Genomic DNA, 17,264 nt, shown 5'->3' with positions numbered 1-17,264 from the left:
TACTGGGAATATGTCGCTCCCCATTGAGGATTACGCCCTGATCAGTGACTGCTTCACCGGGGCGCTCGTCGGGAAGGACGGAAGCATCGACTGGCTGTGCCTCCCGCGCTACGACTCCCAGTCCATGTTCGGAGCCCTGCTCGGCACGGAGGACCACGGCCGCTGGCTGGTCGCACCGGAGGACGCCTCGGCCATCAGCACGCGCCACTACGAGAAGGACACGATGATCCTCGTCACGCGGTGGCGCACCGCGGACGGCGAGGTGGAGGTCGTGGATGCGATGCCCATGGGCGATCACCGGGCCGACATCATCCGGCGCGTCCGCGGCGTCAGCGGCACTGTCCGCATGCACCAGGACCTGCGCATCCGCTTCGGCTACGCGACCGCGATCCCCTGGGTTCGCCAGGAGAAGGAGGAGCGCCCGCACGCCCTCATCGCCGTCGCCGGACCCGACGCGATCGTCGTCCGCGGTGCGGAGCTGCACGCGGCCGACCACTCCCACCAGTCGACGTTCACCGTTCGCGCCGGGCAGACCGTCGACCTCGTCCTCACCTGGTTCCCCTCGCACCGCGAGGCGCCGCCCGCACTCGACGTCGAGGCCGCGCTGCAGCACACCCGCGAGTGGTGGACGGAATGGGCGAGCGGCTGCGCCCACGACGGGCCCTACCGCGACGAGGTGGTGCGGTCGCTGCTCCTGCTCCGAGCCCTCTCGCACCTGGAGACCGGCGGCATCGTCGCGGCCGCGACCACATCCCTCCCCGAGTCCTTCGGAGGTCAGCGCAACTGGGACTACCGCTACGTGTGGCTGCGGGACGCGTCGCTCACCATCGGCGTGCTGCTCACCCACGGCTACAACGACTACGTCGACCACTGGCGCGACTGGCTGCTCCGGGCCATCGCGGGCGATCCGGGCGACGTGCAGATCATGTACGGCCTCGCCGGGGAGCGCGACCTCGCCGAGCGGATCATCGACAGCCTGCCCGGATACCAGGGTGCGCATCCCGTGCGCATCGGCAACGGCGCATCCACCCAGTTCCAGGCGGACGTGATCGGCGAGGTGATGCTCGGCCTCGACCACGGACGCCGCGCGGGCAACCCGGAGACCCGGTTCTCGTGGGCCCTGCAACGTGCGCTGATGGGGTACCTGGAGCAGCACTGGCGCGACCCGGACCACGGCATCTGGGAGATCCGCGACAAGCCCCAGCAGTTCACGCACTCGCGCGCCCTCGTCTGGGCGGCGTTCGACTGCGCGATCCGCGGCGTCGAGGAGTTCGGGCTGGATGGGCCTGTCGAGCGGTGGAAGCGAGAACGCGACGCCATCCGCGCCGACATCGAGGCGAACGGATGGGACCAGCACCGCGGCACGTACGTGCAGCACTACGGCACCACGGCGGTCGACGCCTCCCTGCTCCAGCTGGCTCAGGTCGGCTATGTGGATGCGGACGACCCGCGGATGCTGGGAACGGTTCGCGCGCTCGAGGAGGACCTGCTGCGCGACGGCCTGCTGCTCCGCTACCGAACCGAGTCCGGGGTGGACGGGCTCCCGCCGGGCGAGCATCCCTTCCTGGCCTGCTCGTTCTGGCTGGTCGAGCAGTACGCCCGATCCGGGCGACTCGACGACGCGACGCGGTTGATGGACCGGCTGGTCGGCCTGGCGAACGACGTCGGTATGCTCTCCGAGGAATATGACGTCGACGGGCGCTCCCACGCGGGCAACACACCGCAGGCGCTGACCCACCTGGCGCTGGTGCGGGCGGCGGACGCGATTGTGGGGGCGAGCGGATGACCGACGCAGGCACCCTCGAGGAGGTCGGAACCGACGAACTCCTCGAACTGGGCTCGCCGTGGGTGACGATCGTCTGGAACGACCCCGTCAACCTGATGAGCTACGTGACCTACGTCTTCCAGACCTACTTCGGCTTCCCGCGAGCGGAGGCGGAGCGCCGGATGATGCTCGTCCACACCGAGGGCCGCGCGGTCGTGGCGACCGGCACCCGCGAGGAGATGGAACGGCATGTGGAGGCCATGCACGAGTACGGCCTGTGGGCGACACTGCAGAAGGCGGACGCGTGATCCCGTTCCACCGGAGACGGCGCGACGGCCGGGTGGTGGCATCCTTCACGGCGGATGAGGCGCGGCTGCTGCTGTCGCTGGCCGACGAGGCCGCCCAGCTCGCGCGGGCCGCGGCGTCCCCCGACGGCCCGCAGGCGGATCCGGCGCTCGGACGCCTGCTGCCGGACGCGTACCCGGACGATCCGGAGGCGTCGGCGGAGTTCCGCCGGTTCACCGCGGAGGGTCTCGCCGACCGCAAGGAGCACAACGCGCGGCTGATGGCGCGGACCATCGGGGAGCCGGCCGGGCGGCGCACGGAGGTCGCCCTCGACGGCGCAGAGGCGAGCGCGTGGCTGCGGACGATCACCGACCTCCGGCTGGTGCTTGCGGCGCGTCTCGGCATCCACGAGGACGGCGACGACGGCGACATCCACGATGAGGAGTCGGCGATGCAGCGTGCCGTGTACGACTGGCTCGCCGCGGTGCAGGAGTTCCTGGTGCTGGCCGTCCGCCCGCGCCGCTGACCCGCGCCGCCGCAAACGGAGGTGGATGCGGCCGACGCCGGTCTCACAGCCTCCCGATCTCGCGATCCGTCGGCGCGCCGCGCCGTTTCTCCTCCCTTTCCTCCGATGCGGGGAACGGAGGAGAAACGCCCGGGTGATCGGCGGTTTCGCCGGGAACGGAGGGGATGCGAGCGGAACCCGGCCCAATGACCTCCGTTTCCGAGGGCGTTGGAGAGGGAGGACGAACGGGAGCGTGGTCAGACCGGGAAGCGGATCGCGGCCGCGGCCGCGCCTCCTCCAGGAACGTCCTCCGCATGCAGTGCGTAGACCTTCGCCTTGGAGCCGAGCGCGCGACGGAGGATCTCGTCGACGACGCCGTACTCCCCCGGCGCGTCGTCGTCCGCGAACGTGATCACGCCCGTCTCCTCGTCCACCGTTCCCGGCACGCGCCGGTCGATGTCGATGATCAGCGACTCGACCGCGCCGAACGTCGCAGCGCGGGCGATGTCGCTGAGGTCGACCAGCGCCGTCCCGGCCGCGACCCGGGCTTCGTAGGTCTCGCGGAGGGCGGCCACCTTGCTCGCGTACAGCCGGTCGAGCACGGCACGCGCAGCCGCTGCGAGCTCTTCGTCGGTCTTGTCCTCCGGGTTGCCCGCGATCACCTCGGGGACGAGGTGGGGATGCTCTCCCGCTCCCCGGAAGATGCCGATCAACGGCTCAGCGGCGGCCAGGATGAGCGGCTCCGTCGAGTTGGCCAGCAGTGGGTGGAGGGCGCGCTCGATCGCCTGCACGTACTCCAGCATCCGCACCTTGTGACCCTCCGAGCCCTGGATGCGTCCGTCCGCTTGCCGGCCGCTGATGGAGGCCAGTCCGACGGCGTCCGCCGCATCCTTCGGCATCCCCGGCACGTCGATCCGCTCGGGCGGCCGGTCGGGGGTGATGCGCAGCAACCGCACCGAGTTCCCGGCGAGGGCGAGGATCAGCGCCGTCTGCGGGAAGGTCAGCGCGCGCAGCAGCGGCTTCACGTAGAAGCGGTCCGCGATCTCGCACGCGGTCGTCAACCGGTTCGGGAGCCGGAACGTCTCGGCCAGCTCCCCGTCGAGGAACACCGCGAGGGATCGGGACTGGTAGCGCCAGAAGTCGCGGTCCTCCAGGATCCGCTCCCCTTCCGCCTGAATGGTCTGGACGCGCTGCCGCGGCACCTCGAGCTTCTCGAGCGCGCGCTGGGCGGACGCCAGGTGGTTCTTGAGTTCGATGCGGGCACGGTCCGCCTCCGCCGGCGTCGTGCCGGTCGGCAGGTAGATGCTGACGCATCCGGGCTGCCGGAAGCCGGCTATCCGTTCGACGTCGGCCTGGGTCGGGATGTCCTTGTACTCCACGGGAGTCCTCCTGCCCCGCCGTCGTGGCGAGGATCGATCGCGGTAGGTGCCGCCAGTCTCGTCGCGCGACGGAGCGTTCACAAGACTCACATTGACTTTCGCGGACTCCAGGCCTACCGTCTTTTAAACCGGTTTAGACGACGGCCTCGGCTCGAGGCTGCTTCACCATGAGGGGTCCGCGACGATGCGTAACCGAGAACTGAAGATGCCGCGAGCCGCGCTCGCTCTCGCGCTGGGTGCAGCCATGGCGGTGACCGCCGTCGGCCTGCCCGCGCAGGCGGCGACGACCGCGCCGGCGGCCGCCGGCAGCACGTCCGCGGGCGCTGACGCCGCCGCGCCGAAGCTCACCAACCTGGCTCACCTCGACTTCCTGCTCGACGACGTCCCGCTCCTCGCGGGCGTCGCGGGCCACACCACCTACCGTGCCGCCGAGGAGCCGGTCGCCCGCGCCCCCTGGGTGTACGCCGACCGCCAGGCCGACGGCACCTTCCACCGGGTCGGCGGCGGGCCGATCACGGACGCCGCCCGCGGCTGGTACGCCCAGGGCGCCTACGACGCCGACGACATCTCGCGCGCCGCGGTCGTCTACCTGCGCGACTGGAAGCAGAACGGAACGGCATCCAGCCGGACGACCGCCTACGAGCTGCTGCGCTCGCTGACCTACCTGCAGACGGCGGACGGCCCTAACGCCGGCAACGTGGTGCTCTGGCAGCAGCACGACGGCACGCTCAACCCGTCCGCCATCCCCAAGGAGCTGCCGGATCCTTCCGACTCGGCCGAGTCGTTCTGGCTCGCGCGGACCGTGTGGGCGCTCGGCGAAGGCTACGCCGGCTTCCGCGACGCCGACCCGGCTTTCGCGTCGTTCCTCGGCGACCGGATGCAGCTGGCGCTGGGTGCGCTCGGCCGCCAGTCGCTCGCCCAGTACCCGCAGACGCAGGTTGCCAACGGCGTCACCGTTCCCGGCTGGCTCATCGTCGGCAGTGCCGGGGCGACGGCCGAGGCCGTGCTCGGACTGAGCGCCTACGTGGCCGCACGTCCGGCGGACACGGCGGCGCGCACCGCGCTCGCGCACTACAGCGAGGGCATTGCGAAGCTGCAGAGCGGCGGTGTCGGCCAGTGGCCGTTCGGCGCCCTCCTGCCCGAGGCGAACTCCCCCACCTTCTGGCACGCGTGGGCCGGGATGCAGCCGGCGGCGCTCACCGCAGCGTCCGCCACGCTCGGCGATGCCTCGCTGCAGCGCAGTGCGACAGCCGACCTCGCGCAGTTCACCGCGCAGCTGCTCGCCTCCGGCGGACCGGACAACGGGTGGACCCCGACGCCGGCCGACCGCACGCAGATCGCGTACGGCGTCGACTCGCGGGTCGAGGGTCTCGTCGCCGCGGCCGACGCCACCAGGGCCGGCGGCCTCGCCGCACTGGCCGGTGCCCAGGCCGCCTGGTTCTTCGGGGCGAACCGCGCCGGCGTCGCCGCGTACGACCCGGCCACCGGGGTCTGCGTCGACGGCATCGCCGCCGACGGCACCGTCAACCGCAACTGCGGCGCGGAGTCGGCCATCCACACCCAGCTGACGATGCTCGCGCTGGATGCGCACCCGGCCATCGCCCGCGCGGCGACCGCGCTCACCCGCACCACCGCGACGCAGGGCCTGACGGTGGTCGAGGCGGAATCCGGCACAACGACCGGCACCGTGACCACCGTCACGCCGCCCTCCGCCTGGACGGGATCCGCGAACTGGTCGGGCGGCGCCTACCTGCAGGCGTCCGACCGCTCGTCGGTCACCCTGACCCTCCCGGCCGGGCACCCGGCCGCCCGCATCCTGCCGATCGCCGACCTCGGCCCGGGCGGAGCCGGGACGACCTCCTGGACCGCATCCATCGGCCGCCTGACGCTGCCGCTCGGCCGGACGGACAACGTCCGCGCCGGGGAGCAGGGCATCGCGCCCAGCCCCGTCTTCCTGCTGCCGCAGACCCTCGCGGTCCCTGTGCCCGCGCAGGCCACCACGGTGACCGCGCGCGTCTCCGGGACCGCCCGGCTGGATGCGGTGCTCGTCCAGCCGATCGTCTCCCACCTCGGCCTCACGGGCAGCAGCAGCCTCGACGTCTACGTCAATGCGACGAAGCTGTCGGTGCCGCAGAAGCTGGCCGCGACCGGACCGGTCACGGCGACCAGCTACGACGCCTCCGGCCGCCAGGTCGGCCGCACGCAGACCGTCGGAGCCCACGGCATCGTCGTGGTCCTCCCCGGCGGCTTCACCACGGTGAGCCCGAGGTGAGCCCGGCATGAGTCCCGCCAACGTCACGATCAACGACGTCGCCCGCGCCGCGGGCGTCAGCAAGTCGCTCGTGTCGCTCACCCTCAACGCGCGGCCCGGGGTCGCGAGCGAGACGCGGGAGCGCATCCTTCGGACCGCCCGCGAGCTCGGCTGGACACCGCATCCCGGCGCCCGGGGGCTCAGCACGCGGCGCGCGTACGCCCTCGGGCTGGTGCTGCGGCGCGAACCCCGGACGATCGAGGTCGACCCGTTCTTCGCGTCGTTCATCGCCGGCGTCGAGACCGTGCTCGCCGAGCGCGGGAACGTCCTCGTGCTGACCGTCGTGCCCGATCGCGCCGCAGAGGAGCGCGCCTACGAGCGGCTCGTCGCCGACAAGCGCGTCGACGGGTTCCTGCTCACCGACCTGCTGGCCGCGGACGATCGCATCCCGCTGATCTCCCGGCTCGGCTCGTACGCCGTCTCACTCGGCGAACCGCCCGGCGGCAGCCCGTTCCCGGTCATCACCCGCGACTACGACGCCGGCATCGACGACCTCGTCCAGCACCTCGTGCGGCTCGGCCACCGGCGCATCGCCCACGTCTCGGGCGACGAGCGGATGCTGCACGGGCTTCGCAGGCGGGAGCGCTTCGAGCTCGCCGCGGCCGCGGCCGGCATCACGCCCGTCGTCGTCACCACAGACTTCTCTCCCGAGCAGGGCGCAGAGGCCACGAAGGCCCTGCTCGAGACAGAGGACCGCCCGACCGCGATCGTCTACGGGAACGACCCCATGGCGATCGCGGGAATGGGCGTCGCCCACGAGCGAGGGCTCGACCTCCCGGCCGAGCTCTCCATCACCGGACTGGACGGCTCGCACATCGGGTCGTTCGTCTACCCCTCCCTCACCACCCTCGACAACGACCCGGCCGGCTGGGGAACCGCCGCCGCCACCGCGCTGCTGCGGCTGGTGGAGGACGGCGAGCCCGGCGACGTGGCACTGCCGCCCGCGCGGCTGGTGGTGCGCGCCTCCACCGCCCCGCCGTCGGCCGGCTGACCCACCCCACCCCCCTATCCACCGAAAGGCAAAGACATGCGAAAGCGTAGAATCGCCATCTCCCTCGTCACCGCCGGCATCGTCGCCGGCACCCTGGCCGCGTGCGGCTCGAGCGGAGGCGGCGGCGGTGACGCCATGAAGGCGCACGGCCCGATCACCATCTGGTACTCGAACAACACCCAGGAGGTGCAGTGGGGCAAGGCGATGGTCTCCGCCTGGAACTCCGCGCACCCCGACGAGAAGATCAAGGCGCAGGAGGTGCCGGCCGGCAAGAGCACGGAAGAGGTCATCGGCGCCGCCATCACCGCGGGCACCACACCGTGCCTGGTGTTCAACAACCTCCCGGCCGCGACCGGCCAGTGGCAGAAGCAGGGCGGTCTCGTCGACCTGTCGAAGTTCGCCGACGGCGCGAAGTACATCGAGGCGCGCAGCGGCGACGCGGCGGCGCAGTACAAGTCGGCCGACGGCGACTACTACCAGATGCCGTGGAAGCAGAACCCCGTCATGATCTTCTACAACAAGGCCATCTTCCAGAAGGCCGGCCTCGACGCCGAGAACCCCGATCTGTCGACCTACGACAAGTTCCTGGCCGCCGCCCAGAAGATCAAGTCCTCTGGCGCTGCCCCGTACGCGATCTACCCCGCGCCGACCAGCGAGTTCTTCCAGGTGAACTTCGACTACCTGCCGCTCCTCGCCGCGCAGACCGGTGGCAAGACCTTCATCGAGGACGGCAAAGCCACGATCACGAGCCAGGACTCGCTGGATGTCGCGAACTTCTGGAAGACCATCTACAGTGACGGCCTCGCCGGCAAGGAGCAGTACCAGGGCGACGCGTTCCAGGACGGCAAGGCCGCGATGGCCATCGTCGGCCCCTGGGCGATCGCGTACTACGGCGACAAGGTGCAGTGGGGCTCCGTCCCGGTCCCGACCAAGGACGGCACGTCGGCGGACGAGACCTACACGTTCCCGGACGCGAAGAACATCGGCATGTACACCTCGTGCAAGAACCAGGGCACCGCGTGGGAAGTGATCAAGTTCGCGACCAGCCAGGAGCAGGACGGCAAGCTGCTCGACGTCAGCGGCCAGATGCCCATCCGCAAGGACCTCGCCACGACCTACGCGTCGTACTTCGCATCGCACCCCGCGTACAAGGAGTTCGGTGCGCAGAGCGCCCACACGGTGGACGACCCGACCGGCACGAACACCATCGCGCAGATGCAGGCCCTGCGTGACGCCTACACGAAGGCCGTCGTGAACGGCAGCGGATCGGTCGAGGACGTCTTCAAGACCGCCGCCGAGAAGATCGACAAGCTGCAGGCGCAGAAGTAGCCATGAGCACCTCCGTTCGCGGCACCGCGGGCGCACCTCCGGCGGCGGGCACAACGCCCGCCGCCGGGTCGGGGCGCACGCACCGGCCCCCGCTCATCCAGCGCATCCTGGGCACCAACCCGCTGGGCTGGCTGTTCAGCGCGCCCTATCTGGTCTTCGTCATCGCGATCTTCGCGTTCCCCCTGTGCTTCGCCGTGTACATGTCGTTCTTCGACTACTTCTTCGCGGCCCCCGGTGCGAACGTGGACCGCCCGTTCGTCGGGTTCGACAACTACATCCAGGCGTTCACCGACCCCCAGGTGCTGCAGTCGTTCGTCAACGTCGGCATCTTCCTGATCATCAACGTGCCGCTCACCGTCATCCTGTCGCTGCTGCTCGCCTCCGGGCTCAACAGCATCGTCCGGTTCCGCACCTTCCTGCGGGTGAGCTACTACGTGCCCTACGTGACGGCGAGCGTCGCGACCATCGCCGTCTGGCTGTTCCTGTTCGGGCAGAACGGGCTCGTCAACCAGATCCTGGGGCCGCTGGCGCCGAGCCCGAGCTGGCTGTCCAATCCGGCTCTCGCCATGCCCTCCATCGCCATCTACGTGACCTGGAAGGGTCTCGGCTTCTACATCCTGCTTTACCTCGCCGCCCTGCAGAACGTGCCGACGGAGCTGTACGAGTCGGCGGCGACCGACGGGGCCGGCAAGATCCGCCAGTTCATGTCGGTGACCGTGCCGGGCGTGCGCCCGGCGACCGTCCTCGTCCTGCTGCTGGCGACCATCACCGGTGCGAACCTGTTCACCGAGCCCTACCTGCTGACCGGTGGCGGCGGGCCGGAGGGCCGATCGGCCTCGCCCGTCCTGCTGATCTACCAGCAGGGCATCCAGCAGGGTCACCCGGGCTACGCCTCCGCGATCGGGGTCATCCTCGTGATCGGGGTGCTCATCATCGGCTGGCTGCAGAACCGGTTCGTCGGAGGGAGGAACGAGTCATGACCACAGAGACCACACCACGGCCCGCACCGCGGCCGGCCAGGCCGGCACGCACCAGGCGACGGAAGGACCTGGGGACTCCGCGGCGACTGAGCCGCGGGCAGACGATCCTGCAGGGCATCGTGCTCACGCTCGGCGCCATCGCGTTCCTGTTCCCGTTCTATTACATGCTGGTCGGGTCGCTGCAGACGGCGCCAGACACGTCCATCGCCGGTGCCTTCCCGAATCCGGCCAACCTGACGCTGCAGAACTATGCCGAGATCAACTCGCGCATCAACCTGCTGACAGGTCTGGTGAACTCGGGGATCTTCACGGGCGGGGTGCTGCTGGGCACCGTCGTGTTCGGCGTCCTCGCGGGCTACTCGCTCGCCGTGCTGCAGTGGCGCGGACGCGGGGTCACCTTCGCCCTCGCCCTGCTGGTGCAGACCATCCCGTTCCAGCTGCTGATGATCCCGCTGTACGTGCTCATCGCCCGCAACTACGGGCTCGCCGACAACTACCTCGGGATGATCCTGCCCTTCGCCATCAACTCGGCGGCGGTGCTCATCTTCCGGCAGTACTTCCTGCAGCTCCCCAAGGAGCTGTTCGACGCCGCCCGGGTCGACGGCGCCGGCGAGTTCCGGCTGCTCTGGCGGATCGCGCTGCCCCTGGTGCGCCCCGCGCTCGTCACGGTGCTGCTGCTGACGTTCATCGGCCCGTGGAACGAGTTCCTCTGGCCCTTCCTGATCACCAAGGAGGCGAGCCTGCAGCCGCTGGCCGTCTCGCTGGCGAACTACATCTCGACGGTCGCCGGATCCACCGCGAACCCGTACGGCGCCATCCTCTCCGGAGCCGTGGTGCTCGCAGCGCCCGTCGTCGTGCTGTTCATCGTGTTCCAGCGCTACTTCACCTCCACCGATCTGGGCTCGTCCGTCAAGGGCTGACCCACCACGTCCATCCACAGAAACGAACCACACGGGAGACCATGGACACCGTCCACATCGCACCGGCGGAGCACGACGCCCTGCTGGCGAGCTACCGCGAGGCGCTTGCGCACACCAACGCCCTCACCGACCGCATCTCGACCGACCAGTTCTCGGCGCACTATCCGGAGCGCCCGGACTGGGCGATCGGCCCGTTCGTCCGTGACGACGCGCTGACCTTCCGCCCGGAGGGCCAGTGGGACGACCCGACCGGGGTGGGATGGACGAGCGACTCGGTCTTCAACCCGACCGTGATCGAGCGCGGCGACGAACTGCACCTGTTCTACCGGGCGTCGCCGCGCAAGGAGTCGACGGCCAGCCGGATCGGACACGCGGTCCGGCGTGACGGCGTCTGGCACGATTCCCCGGCCAACCCCATCGTCTATCCGACGCTCGCGAACGAGACGCTCGGCGTCGAGGACCCGAAGGTCTACGCGCTCGACACCGGGTACGTGCTGTTCTACAACGCGATCTGGCGTCGGGACGACGGCTCGGTCGCGGTCGACATCATGAGCGCGGTCTCCGACGACCTGGAGCACTGGACGAAGCGCGGCCTCGTGGTGCCCTACGAGGTGTCGGAGTACTGGGCGAAGGGAGCGGTCATCCCGCGGGACGAGCACGGGCGGGCCGTGCGCATCGGCGGCGAGTACCTCATGTTCCTGTCGGAGGGATGCGGGGGCCGGCCCACGGTCGGGCACTCGGCGGACGGCCTCGAGTGGCGGTTCGAGGTGCAGCCCTACCTCGATCTGTCGCCGCTCTCGGGCTCCCTGTTCGAGGTGGCGTGCGCCGTCGTCGACGGCGACCGCCTGGTGCTCGACTTCTTCTACGCCGACGCGGACGGCGACTTCGCCGCTGCGCAGGCGCTCTACCGGCCGGACGACCCGTTCACGCAGCTGGAGCTCAACCGCGGCGGCTCGCTCGCCTGGGGCGGACTCCAGAAGCTCGACGGCCGCTGGTCGTTCGCCCAGGGGTGGGATGCTCCTCCCGGGGTCCGCGAACTGTACTTCTACAAGGAGGTGGACGCATGAGCGCGTTCCCGTACCGACTCGCGCGCGCGGGTGTCGTGATGACCCCCGTCGTCGGCGACCCGCTCGAGGCCGAGGGGGTGCTGAACCCCGCGTCCGGCCGCGGCCCCGACGGCGAGCTGTATCTGCTCCCCCGCCTGGTCGCGGAGGGCAACGTCTCGCGCGTGGGTCTCGCTCGCGTGGTCACGGAGGACGGCGTCCCCGTCGCCGTCGAACGCCAGGGCGTCGTGCTCGAACCGGACCGCCCCTTCGAGCGCGGCCGGTCCAACGCCGGCGTCGAGGATCCGCGGATCACGTTCATCCCGTCGCTCGGGCTGCACGTCATGACCTACGTCGCGTACGGTCCTCTCGGGCCGCACACCGCCGTCGCCGTCTCCGACGACCTGCGCGCCTGGAGGCGGCTCGGACCGGTGTCGTTCGAGTACGACGACGAGCTCGGCATCGACCTCTCGCTTTTCCACAACAAGGACACGGTGTTCTTCCCCGAGCCGGTCACCGCACCTGACGGCACACCGAGTCTCGCCGTGCTGCACCGCCCGGTGTGGGATCTGGGCGAGATCCGCCCGGGCGAGGGCGAGCATCCTCCGGCGGGCGAGAGCCGGCCCAGCATCTGGATCGCGTTCATCCCCGTGGATCCCGTGGAGCGCGACCTGCGCGAGCTCGCCCGGTGGCGCCAGAACCGTTTTCTCGCCGGTCCCGAGTTCCCGTTCGAGGAGCTCAAGATCGGCGCGGGCCCCGCCCCGAAGCGTGTCCCCGAGGGCTGGCTGCTGATCCACCACGGCGTCACCGGCCGGCTGGAGTCGGGCGTCGCGCAGCAGAAGAACGTCAACTACGCCGCCGGCGCGATGATCCTCGACGCCGACGAGCCGTGGCGGGTGCTCGACCGCACCGCCGAGCCGATCCTTTCCGCCGAGACGGACGACGAGCGCAGCGGCATCGTTCCGAACGTGGTCTTCCCGACCGCGATCGAGACGGTGGACGGCCGCGACTGGGTCTTCTACGGAATGGCCGACTCGAAGATCGGCGTCGCGCTGCTGGAGCGGGACTCCGCCGCCGGCTGACGTCACCCCCGCGTCCCGCACGCCGCATCCGGCGGGAACGCTGCCTGGTGCCTGCGCTCGGGCCGGCGGTACAGTGAGCGCGTTCCGGCCGGCGAGGTGGTGACATGGGCGACACCGATGGGCAGACGCGGCGCACTCCGCTGCTCAAGGCGGAGGGTGCCGCCATCGTCGCCGGCGGCGCGGCCTTCGTCCTCGCCGCGGTCGTCGCGCTCCCGCTGTTCTGGGGACGCGATCTGCCGATCGCCGGACCGGACTCGGTCGGCCAGTTCGTCGCCTACGCCGGCGGGATCGTCGCCGTGCTCGGCTACATCGTCGGGAGGCTGTGGATGCGCGACGGGTTCACCCCGTTCGCGACCCCGGGCGAGCGGACGCACGCCGGGGTCTCCCCGGTCGACGTCTTCGACACCATCGCCATCGCCGTCGCGCACGGGGTGATCGCGCTCCTCGGCTGGCTGGTGCTCGGCACTGTGCTCGCCGACGGCTTCCAGGACGCGACCGTGTACTTCCTGTCCGCCTCCGCGCTCGCGGCCACTGCCGCGGCCGTCACCGGGTACGCCGTGTTCCTGTCCGCGGTGAATATGAGCCTGCTGCGGCTGTCCACCGTGCTCGGCGCCTTCGTCATCGTCGGCATCCTGACCGCCATGCTCAGCGCGCCCGACCCGCACTGGTGGATGCTGCACCTGAGCGCCCTGGGGATGACGCAGTCGATCTCCTCGCTCTCGTTCAACCTGACCCTCATCATCGCCGGGATCATCGTCACCGCCATGGCCCGCTACGCCACGGACACGCGGTTCCTCCCTCCGGCGTCGGAGGGCGATCCGGTCGCCGACCGGCGTCGCGCAGCGCTCCTCCGGGTCCGGGTCGGCCTGATCCTCATCGGGGTGCTGCTCGCCGGGGTCGGGCTGTTCCCGCTGAACGTCTCGCAGATCCTGCACAACGCCTCCGCAGTCGGCATGGTGCTGGTGTTCTCGCTCGTCGTCTTCTGGGTGCGGGCGGCGCTCCCGGAGGCTCCCCTGGCGTTCTTCGTGCTCGGCTACGTCTTCTTCGCGACCGTGGTGGCCGTCCTGGTGTTCTTCGTCGTCGGCTACTACGTGCTCACGGCGACGGAGCTCGTCGCCGGAATCGTCGTCTTCGCCTGGCTGATCGTCTATCTGCGCGTCAGCGGCGCCGCGGGCCCGAGGCCGGACGTGCAGGCGTCTCCCGCATCCGCGGCCGGTCGAGCGCAGCATCCAGGGTGATCGCGGCCCGGATGAGCGCGAGGTGGGTGAACGCCTGCGGGAAGTTTCCCAGCTGCAATCCTGTCGGGTCGATCTCCTCGGCGAACAGACCCAGGTGGTTGCCGTAAGTGAGCATCTTCTCGAAGGCGTACTGCGCGTCGTCGATCCTGCCCGCATCCGTGAGGGCGTTGACGTAGAAGAACGAGCACAGCGAGAACGTGCCCTCGGCCCCGGGCAGCCCATCCGGCGACGCGGCCGGGTTGTAGCGGTAGACGAGGCTGTCCGTCACGAGCTCCTCGGTGATCGCGTCGAGCGTCGACAGCCACATCGGGTCCTGAGGCGAGATCATGCCGACGAGCGGCATCAGCAGGGTGATCGCATCCACCACGTCCGTCCCGGGATACTGCACGAACGCCTGCCGGTCCGGGTTCCAGCAGCGCGTGAACACCTGCTCGTAGATCGCGTCGCGCGCCTGCAACCACGCCTCGAGGGGCGCGGGGAGACCGCGTTCCCGGGCGATCGCGATAGCCCGGTCGAACGCGACCCAGCACATGATGCGCCCGTAGGTGAAGTCCTTGCGGCCGCCGCGCGTCTCCCAGACGCCTTCGTCCGGCTGGTCCCAGTTCGCGCCGAGCCAGTCGAGGATGCCGCACAGCGTGCTCCAGCCGGGATGCCCGATCGGCCGATAGTGCTCGGTGGCGTAGAGCGCGTCGAACGCCTCCCCGTAGATGTCGAGCTGCAGCTGGTCGGCCGCGCCGTTGCCGATGTTGACGGGACGCGACCCCGCGTATCCCTCGAACTCCTCGAGCTCGCGCTCCTGCAGGTCGGACGAGCCGTCGATCCGGTACATGATCTTCAGCGGTCCGGAGCCCTCACCGGCCTGCTCCGCCACGCGGTCGGCGACCCAGAGCGCGAAGGCGATCGCCTCCTCCGTGTATCCCAGCGCGAGCAGCGAGAACACCGAGAACGAGCCGTCGCGGATCCAGGTGTAGCGGTAGTCCCAATTGCGGACTCCCCCGAGCTGCTCGGGCAGGGCGGCCGTCGGCGCGGCGACGAGGCCGCCGCTCGGGGCGTACTGCAGCAGCTTCAGCACCATGGCCGAACGCTCGACCGCCTCCCGCCACCGGCCCGAGTACGTGCTGCGCTGCAGCCAGTCGCGCCAGAACGCGACCGTCTCGCGGAACACCGCCTGCCCGGTGTCCGTCGAGAGGGGCTCCGCTCCCGGTTCTGGCGCGGTCTGGAACACGAAGAGCCGCAGATCGCCCGCCGCCACCGTGATCGTCGCGTCGACGTCGCCGGCGGAGAGGTCCACTCCGGCGAGCTCGTCGGCGGTCAGTCCGCTGAGGGATGCCCGCACGCCGTCGCCCTCGAACGCCACGCCGCCGTCGGCGACGCTCGCCGTGTGGTGACGGCGGCCGAACTCGAACCGCGGCCGGCACTCGATGCGGAAGTCCAGCTCGCCGCGGACGACGCGGATGCCGCGCAGGACGACCCGGTTGTCGGTCGCGATCGTCGGTTCGTCGGCGACCGGCATGAAGTCGATCACCTCCCCGACCCCCGACGGGCACAGGAAGCGGGTGATCAGCACGGCCGTCTGCGGGAAGTACATCTGCCGGACGCGCATCCCCTCGTCCTCGGCCCCGAGCCGGAAGAACCCGCCCTTCTCCCGGTCGAGCAGCGACGAGAACACCGCGGGCGAATCGAAGCGGGGAGCGCAGAACCAGTCGATCGAGCCCGTCGTGGACACCAGGGCGACCGACTGCAGGTCGCCGATCAGACCGTGATCGGCGATATCCGGGTACGCGTGCTCGTCTGCGGCCATGATCGTGATGCCCCCTCGAGTCGATGGCGGGATGGTAACCCCGCGGGCACGCGACCGGCGAGACGGGAATCCGGCCGATTGCCGTCTGCCCGGAGCCCCACCTGCGGAGCTACCATCCGGGCGGAGTCCGCCCTCCCGATCGGAGGTCACCATGACCGCAGCAGCCGTCGGCGTCTCGCACGCATCGGTCCGGCGCCTGATCGCGCCCCTCGCACTCGCGCAGTTCATCTGCAGCTTCGCCGGGTCGAACATGAACGTGATGATCAACGACATGTCCCGCGACCTCGACACGACGGTCCAGGGCATCCAGGTCAGCATCACCCTCTTCCTGCTGACGATGGCGGCCCTGATGATCCCGGCGGGCAAGCTCACCGACAAGATCGGCCGGAAGCGCTGTTTCACACTGGGGCTGATCGTCTACGGCGTCGGGGCGATCATCAGCGCGTTCGCGCCCGGGCTATGGGCCCTCATCCTCGGCAACAGCCTCCTGGAGGGGGTCGGGACGGCTCTGCTGATCCCGCCGGTGTACATCCTGACCACGCTCTACCTGCCCGACATCGCGACGCGCGCGTGGGCGTTCGGCATCATCAGCGCGCTGGGCGGCATCGGCGCCGCCGCCGGCCCGCTGATCGGCGGCCTGATCACCAGCGCGATCAGCTGGCGGGCGGCCTTCCTGTTCCAGACGCTGATCATCGTGGTCATCCTGCTTCTCAGCCGGCGGCTGACCGACCCCGTGCCCGCCGACCCCGGCCGGCCGTTCGACGTCGTGGGGGCCGTGCTCTCCGCCCTCGGCCTGTTCGTGCTGGTGCTCGGCATCCTCGCGGCGGACTCCAGCGTCCCTCTGATGATCGCGCTCGTCGTCGCCGGGCTCGTCATCCTGTTCCTGTTCTTCTGGTGGGTGCGGAGGCGGGAGCGCGCAGGCAAGGAGGCGCTGCTGTCGACCGCGCTGTTCGCGAACCGGGTGTCGAACATCGCGCTGATCACCCAGAACGTGCAGTGGGTGCTGCTGATGGGCACGTCGTTCACCGTGTCCGCCTACTTGCAGGTGGTGCGCGGCCACAACGCGATCGAGACCGGCGTCATCTTCACCGCGGCGACGGTCGGACTCCTCCTCACCTCGCTGGTGGCGGGACGGCTGGCGAAGCTCTTCTCGCAGCGCGACCTCATCCTGACCGGGTTCGTGCTCTGCCTCGCCGGGGTGGTGCTCCTGATCTGGCTCGTGGCGGTGAGCACGACCGAGTGGTCGTTCGTGCCCGGGCTGTTCCTGATCGGCGCGGGGCTCGGCCTGATGCTGACGCCGTCGGTGAACGTCGTCCAGTCTTCGTTCCCCGAGAAGGCGCAGGGCGAGATCTCCGGGCTGTCGCGGAGCGTGTCCAACCTCGGATCGACACTCGGAACGGCGATCGCCGGCACCATCCTCGTCGCCAACATCGACGCGGGCGGCGCGGCCTACGGCACGGCGATGGGCGCTCTGGCGATCCTCGGCGTCGGCGGCCTGATCGCTGCGATCTTCCTGCCGGAGGACCGCCACCGCCGCGCGCCGGCGTGATCCCGCGAAACGGATTCCGCCGTCGCTGTCGAGAATGCGGCAGGGTGTTCGTGTAGACGGTGAGAGCACCCATCGGCGGTGCTCCG

General features: G+C 70.3%; 14 protein-coding genes. 12 read left to right on the top strand and 2 right to left on the bottom strand.

The window, feature by feature from the left end; all coding sequences use genetic code 11:
- Positions 1-10: 10 nt before the first annotated feature.
- From BJ963_RS03125 to BJ963_RS03115, 3 genes are read left to right on the top strand one after another with little or no spacing between them, the layout of a single operon-like run.
- Positions 11-1,786, top strand: coding sequence for a glycoside hydrolase family 15 protein (locus BJ963_RS03125; protein ID WP_179454554.1), 1,776 nt, complete (start codon positions 11-13; stop codon positions 1,784-1,786).
- On the top strand, positions 1,783-2,073 hold the full coding sequence (clpS, locus tag BJ963_RS03120) for an ATP-dependent Clp protease adapter ClpS (protein ID WP_089912007.1): 291 nt from the start codon (positions 1,783-1,785) through the stop codon (positions 2,071-2,073). The genes BJ963_RS03125 and clpS overlap by 4 nt, the downstream gene beginning before the upstream one ends.
- Positions 2,070-2,576 carry a DUF2017 family protein gene (locus BJ963_RS03115; protein ID WP_179454552.1) on the top strand — a complete coding sequence of 169 codons (507 nt, stop codon included), beginning with the start codon at positions 2,070-2,072 and terminating at the stop codon, positions 2,574-2,576. Before clpS ends, BJ963_RS03115 begins: the two co-directional genes overlap by 4 nt.
- Positions 2,577-2,812: 236 nt before the next feature.
- Here BJ963_RS03115 and BJ963_RS19080 read toward each other — a convergent pair whose 3' ends face one another.
- Entirely contained in the window at positions 2,813-3,934 is a 1,122-nt protein-coding gene (locus BJ963_RS19080; protein WP_179454550.1) for a baeRF11 domain-containing protein, read from the bottom strand.
- A 184-nt stretch (positions 3,935-4,118) separates the two neighbouring features.
- Here BJ963_RS19080 and BJ963_RS03105 point away from each other — a divergent pair, with 184 nt between their 5' ends.
- From BJ963_RS03105 to BJ963_RS03070, 8 genes are all read left to right on the top strand, one after another.
- Positions 4,119-6,206 carry a hypothetical protein gene (locus BJ963_RS03105; RefSeq protein WP_179454548.1) on the top strand — a complete coding sequence of 696 codons (2,088 nt, stop codon included), beginning with the start codon at positions 4,119-4,121 and terminating at the stop codon, positions 6,204-6,206.
- 7 nt (positions 6,207-6,213) lie between these two features.
- A complete protein-coding gene (locus BJ963_RS03100; protein ID WP_179454546.1) occupies positions 6,214-7,236 on the top strand; it encodes a LacI family DNA-binding transcriptional regulator in 1,023 nt (340 codons plus the stop codon).
- Between the two features lie 36 nt (positions 7,237-7,272).
- Positions 7,273-8,565 carry an ABC transporter substrate-binding protein gene (locus BJ963_RS03095; RefSeq protein ID WP_179454544.1) on the top strand — a complete coding sequence of 431 codons (1,293 nt, stop codon included), beginning with the start codon at positions 7,273-7,275 and terminating at the stop codon, positions 8,563-8,565.
- Between the two features lie 2 nt (positions 8,566-8,567).
- Positions 8,568-9,545, top strand: coding sequence for a carbohydrate ABC transporter permease (locus BJ963_RS03090; protein ID WP_089912028.1), 978 nt, complete (start codon positions 8,568-8,570; stop codon positions 9,543-9,545).
- Entirely contained in the window at positions 9,542-10,465 is a 924-nt protein-coding gene (locus BJ963_RS03085; protein ID WP_089912031.1) for a carbohydrate ABC transporter permease, read from the top strand. The genes BJ963_RS03090 and BJ963_RS03085 overlap by 4 nt, the downstream gene beginning before the upstream one ends.
- 41 nt (positions 10,466-10,506) lie before the next feature.
- Positions 10,507-11,532, top strand: a complete 1,026-nt coding sequence (locus BJ963_RS03080; protein WP_179454541.1) for a glycoside hydrolase family 130 protein — start codon at positions 10,507-10,509, stop codon at positions 11,530-11,532.
- Positions 11,529-12,590, top strand: coding sequence for a glycoside hydrolase family 130 protein (locus BJ963_RS03075; protein ID WP_179454539.1), 1,062 nt, complete (start codon positions 11,529-11,531; stop codon positions 12,588-12,590). The genes BJ963_RS03080 and BJ963_RS03075 overlap by 4 nt, the downstream gene beginning before the upstream one ends.
- Positions 12,591-12,694: 104 nt before the next feature.
- Complete coding sequence (locus BJ963_RS03070; RefSeq protein WP_179454537.1) at positions 12,695-13,828, top strand: hypothetical protein; 1,134 nt, start codon at positions 12,695-12,697, stop codon at positions 13,826-13,828.
- Here BJ963_RS03070 and BJ963_RS03065 read toward each other — a convergent pair.
- A complete protein-coding gene (locus tag BJ963_RS03065) occupies positions 13,749-15,629 on the bottom strand; it encodes a glycoside hydrolase family 15 protein (RefSeq protein WP_179454535.1) in 1,881 nt (626 codons plus the stop codon). The genes BJ963_RS03070 and BJ963_RS03065 overlap by 80 nt on opposite strands.
- A gap of 151 nt (positions 15,630-15,780) precedes the next feature.
- Here BJ963_RS03065 and BJ963_RS03060 point away from each other — a divergent pair, with 151 nt between their 5' ends.
- Entirely contained in the window at positions 15,781-17,178 is a 1,398-nt protein-coding gene (locus tag BJ963_RS03060; protein WP_179454533.1) for an MFS transporter, read from the top strand.
- Positions 17,179-17,264: the final 86 nt, after the last annotated feature.

The organism is Leifsonia soli, from assembly GCF_013408745.1.
In the GTDB taxonomy this organism is placed as follows: domain Bacteria; phylum Actinomycetota; class Actinomycetes; order Actinomycetales; family Microbacteriaceae; genus Leifsonia; species Leifsonia soli.
Note: the sequence above shows the minus strand (reverse complement) of the source record. Positions and strands in the feature narration are given on the sequence as shown.

Bases quoted from the DNA above. Each gene is read 5' to 3' on its own strand.
- BJ963_RS03095 (WP_179454544.1), top strand. From the start codon at position 7,273: ATGCGAAAGCGTAGAATCGCCATCTCCCTCGTCACCGCCGGCATCGTC.
- BJ963_RS03085 (WP_089912031.1), top strand. From the start codon at position 9,542: ATGACCACAGAGACCACACCACGGCCCGCACCGCGGCCGGCCAGGCCG.
- BJ963_RS03125 (WP_179454554.1), top strand. From the start codon at position 11: ATGTCGCTCCCCATTGAGGATTACGCCCTGATCAGTGACTGCTTCACC.
- BJ963_RS03060 (WP_179454533.1), top strand. From the start codon at position 15,781: ATGACCGCAGCAGCCGTCGGCGTCTCGCACGCATCGGTCCGGCGCCTG.
- BJ963_RS03105 (WP_179454548.1), top strand. From the start codon at position 4,119: ATGCGTAACCGAGAACTGAAGATGCCGCGAGCCGCGCTCGCTCTCGCG.
- BJ963_RS03075 (WP_179454539.1), top strand. From the start codon at position 11,529: ATGAGCGCGTTCCCGTACCGACTCGCGCGCGCGGGTGTCGTGATGACC.
- BJ963_RS03080 (WP_179454541.1), top strand. From the start codon at position 10,507: ATGGACACCGTCCACATCGCACCGGCGGAGCACGACGCCCTGCTGGCG.
- clpS (WP_089912007.1), top strand. From the start codon at position 1,783: ATGACCGACGCAGGCACCCTCGAGGAGGTCGGAACCGACGAACTCCTC.
- BJ963_RS03065 (WP_179454535.1), bottom strand. From the start codon at position 15,629: ATGGCCGCAGACGAGCACGCGTACCCGGATATCGCCGATCACGGTCTG.
- BJ963_RS03070 (WP_179454537.1), top strand. From the start codon at position 12,695: ATGGGCGACACCGATGGGCAGACGCGGCGCACTCCGCTGCTCAAGGCG.
- BJ963_RS03100 (WP_179454546.1), top strand. From the start codon at position 6,214: ATGAGTCCCGCCAACGTCACGATCAACGACGTCGCCCGCGCCGCGGGC.
- BJ963_RS03090 (WP_089912028.1), top strand. From the start codon at position 8,568: ATGAGCACCTCCGTTCGCGGCACCGCGGGCGCACCTCCGGCGGCGGGC.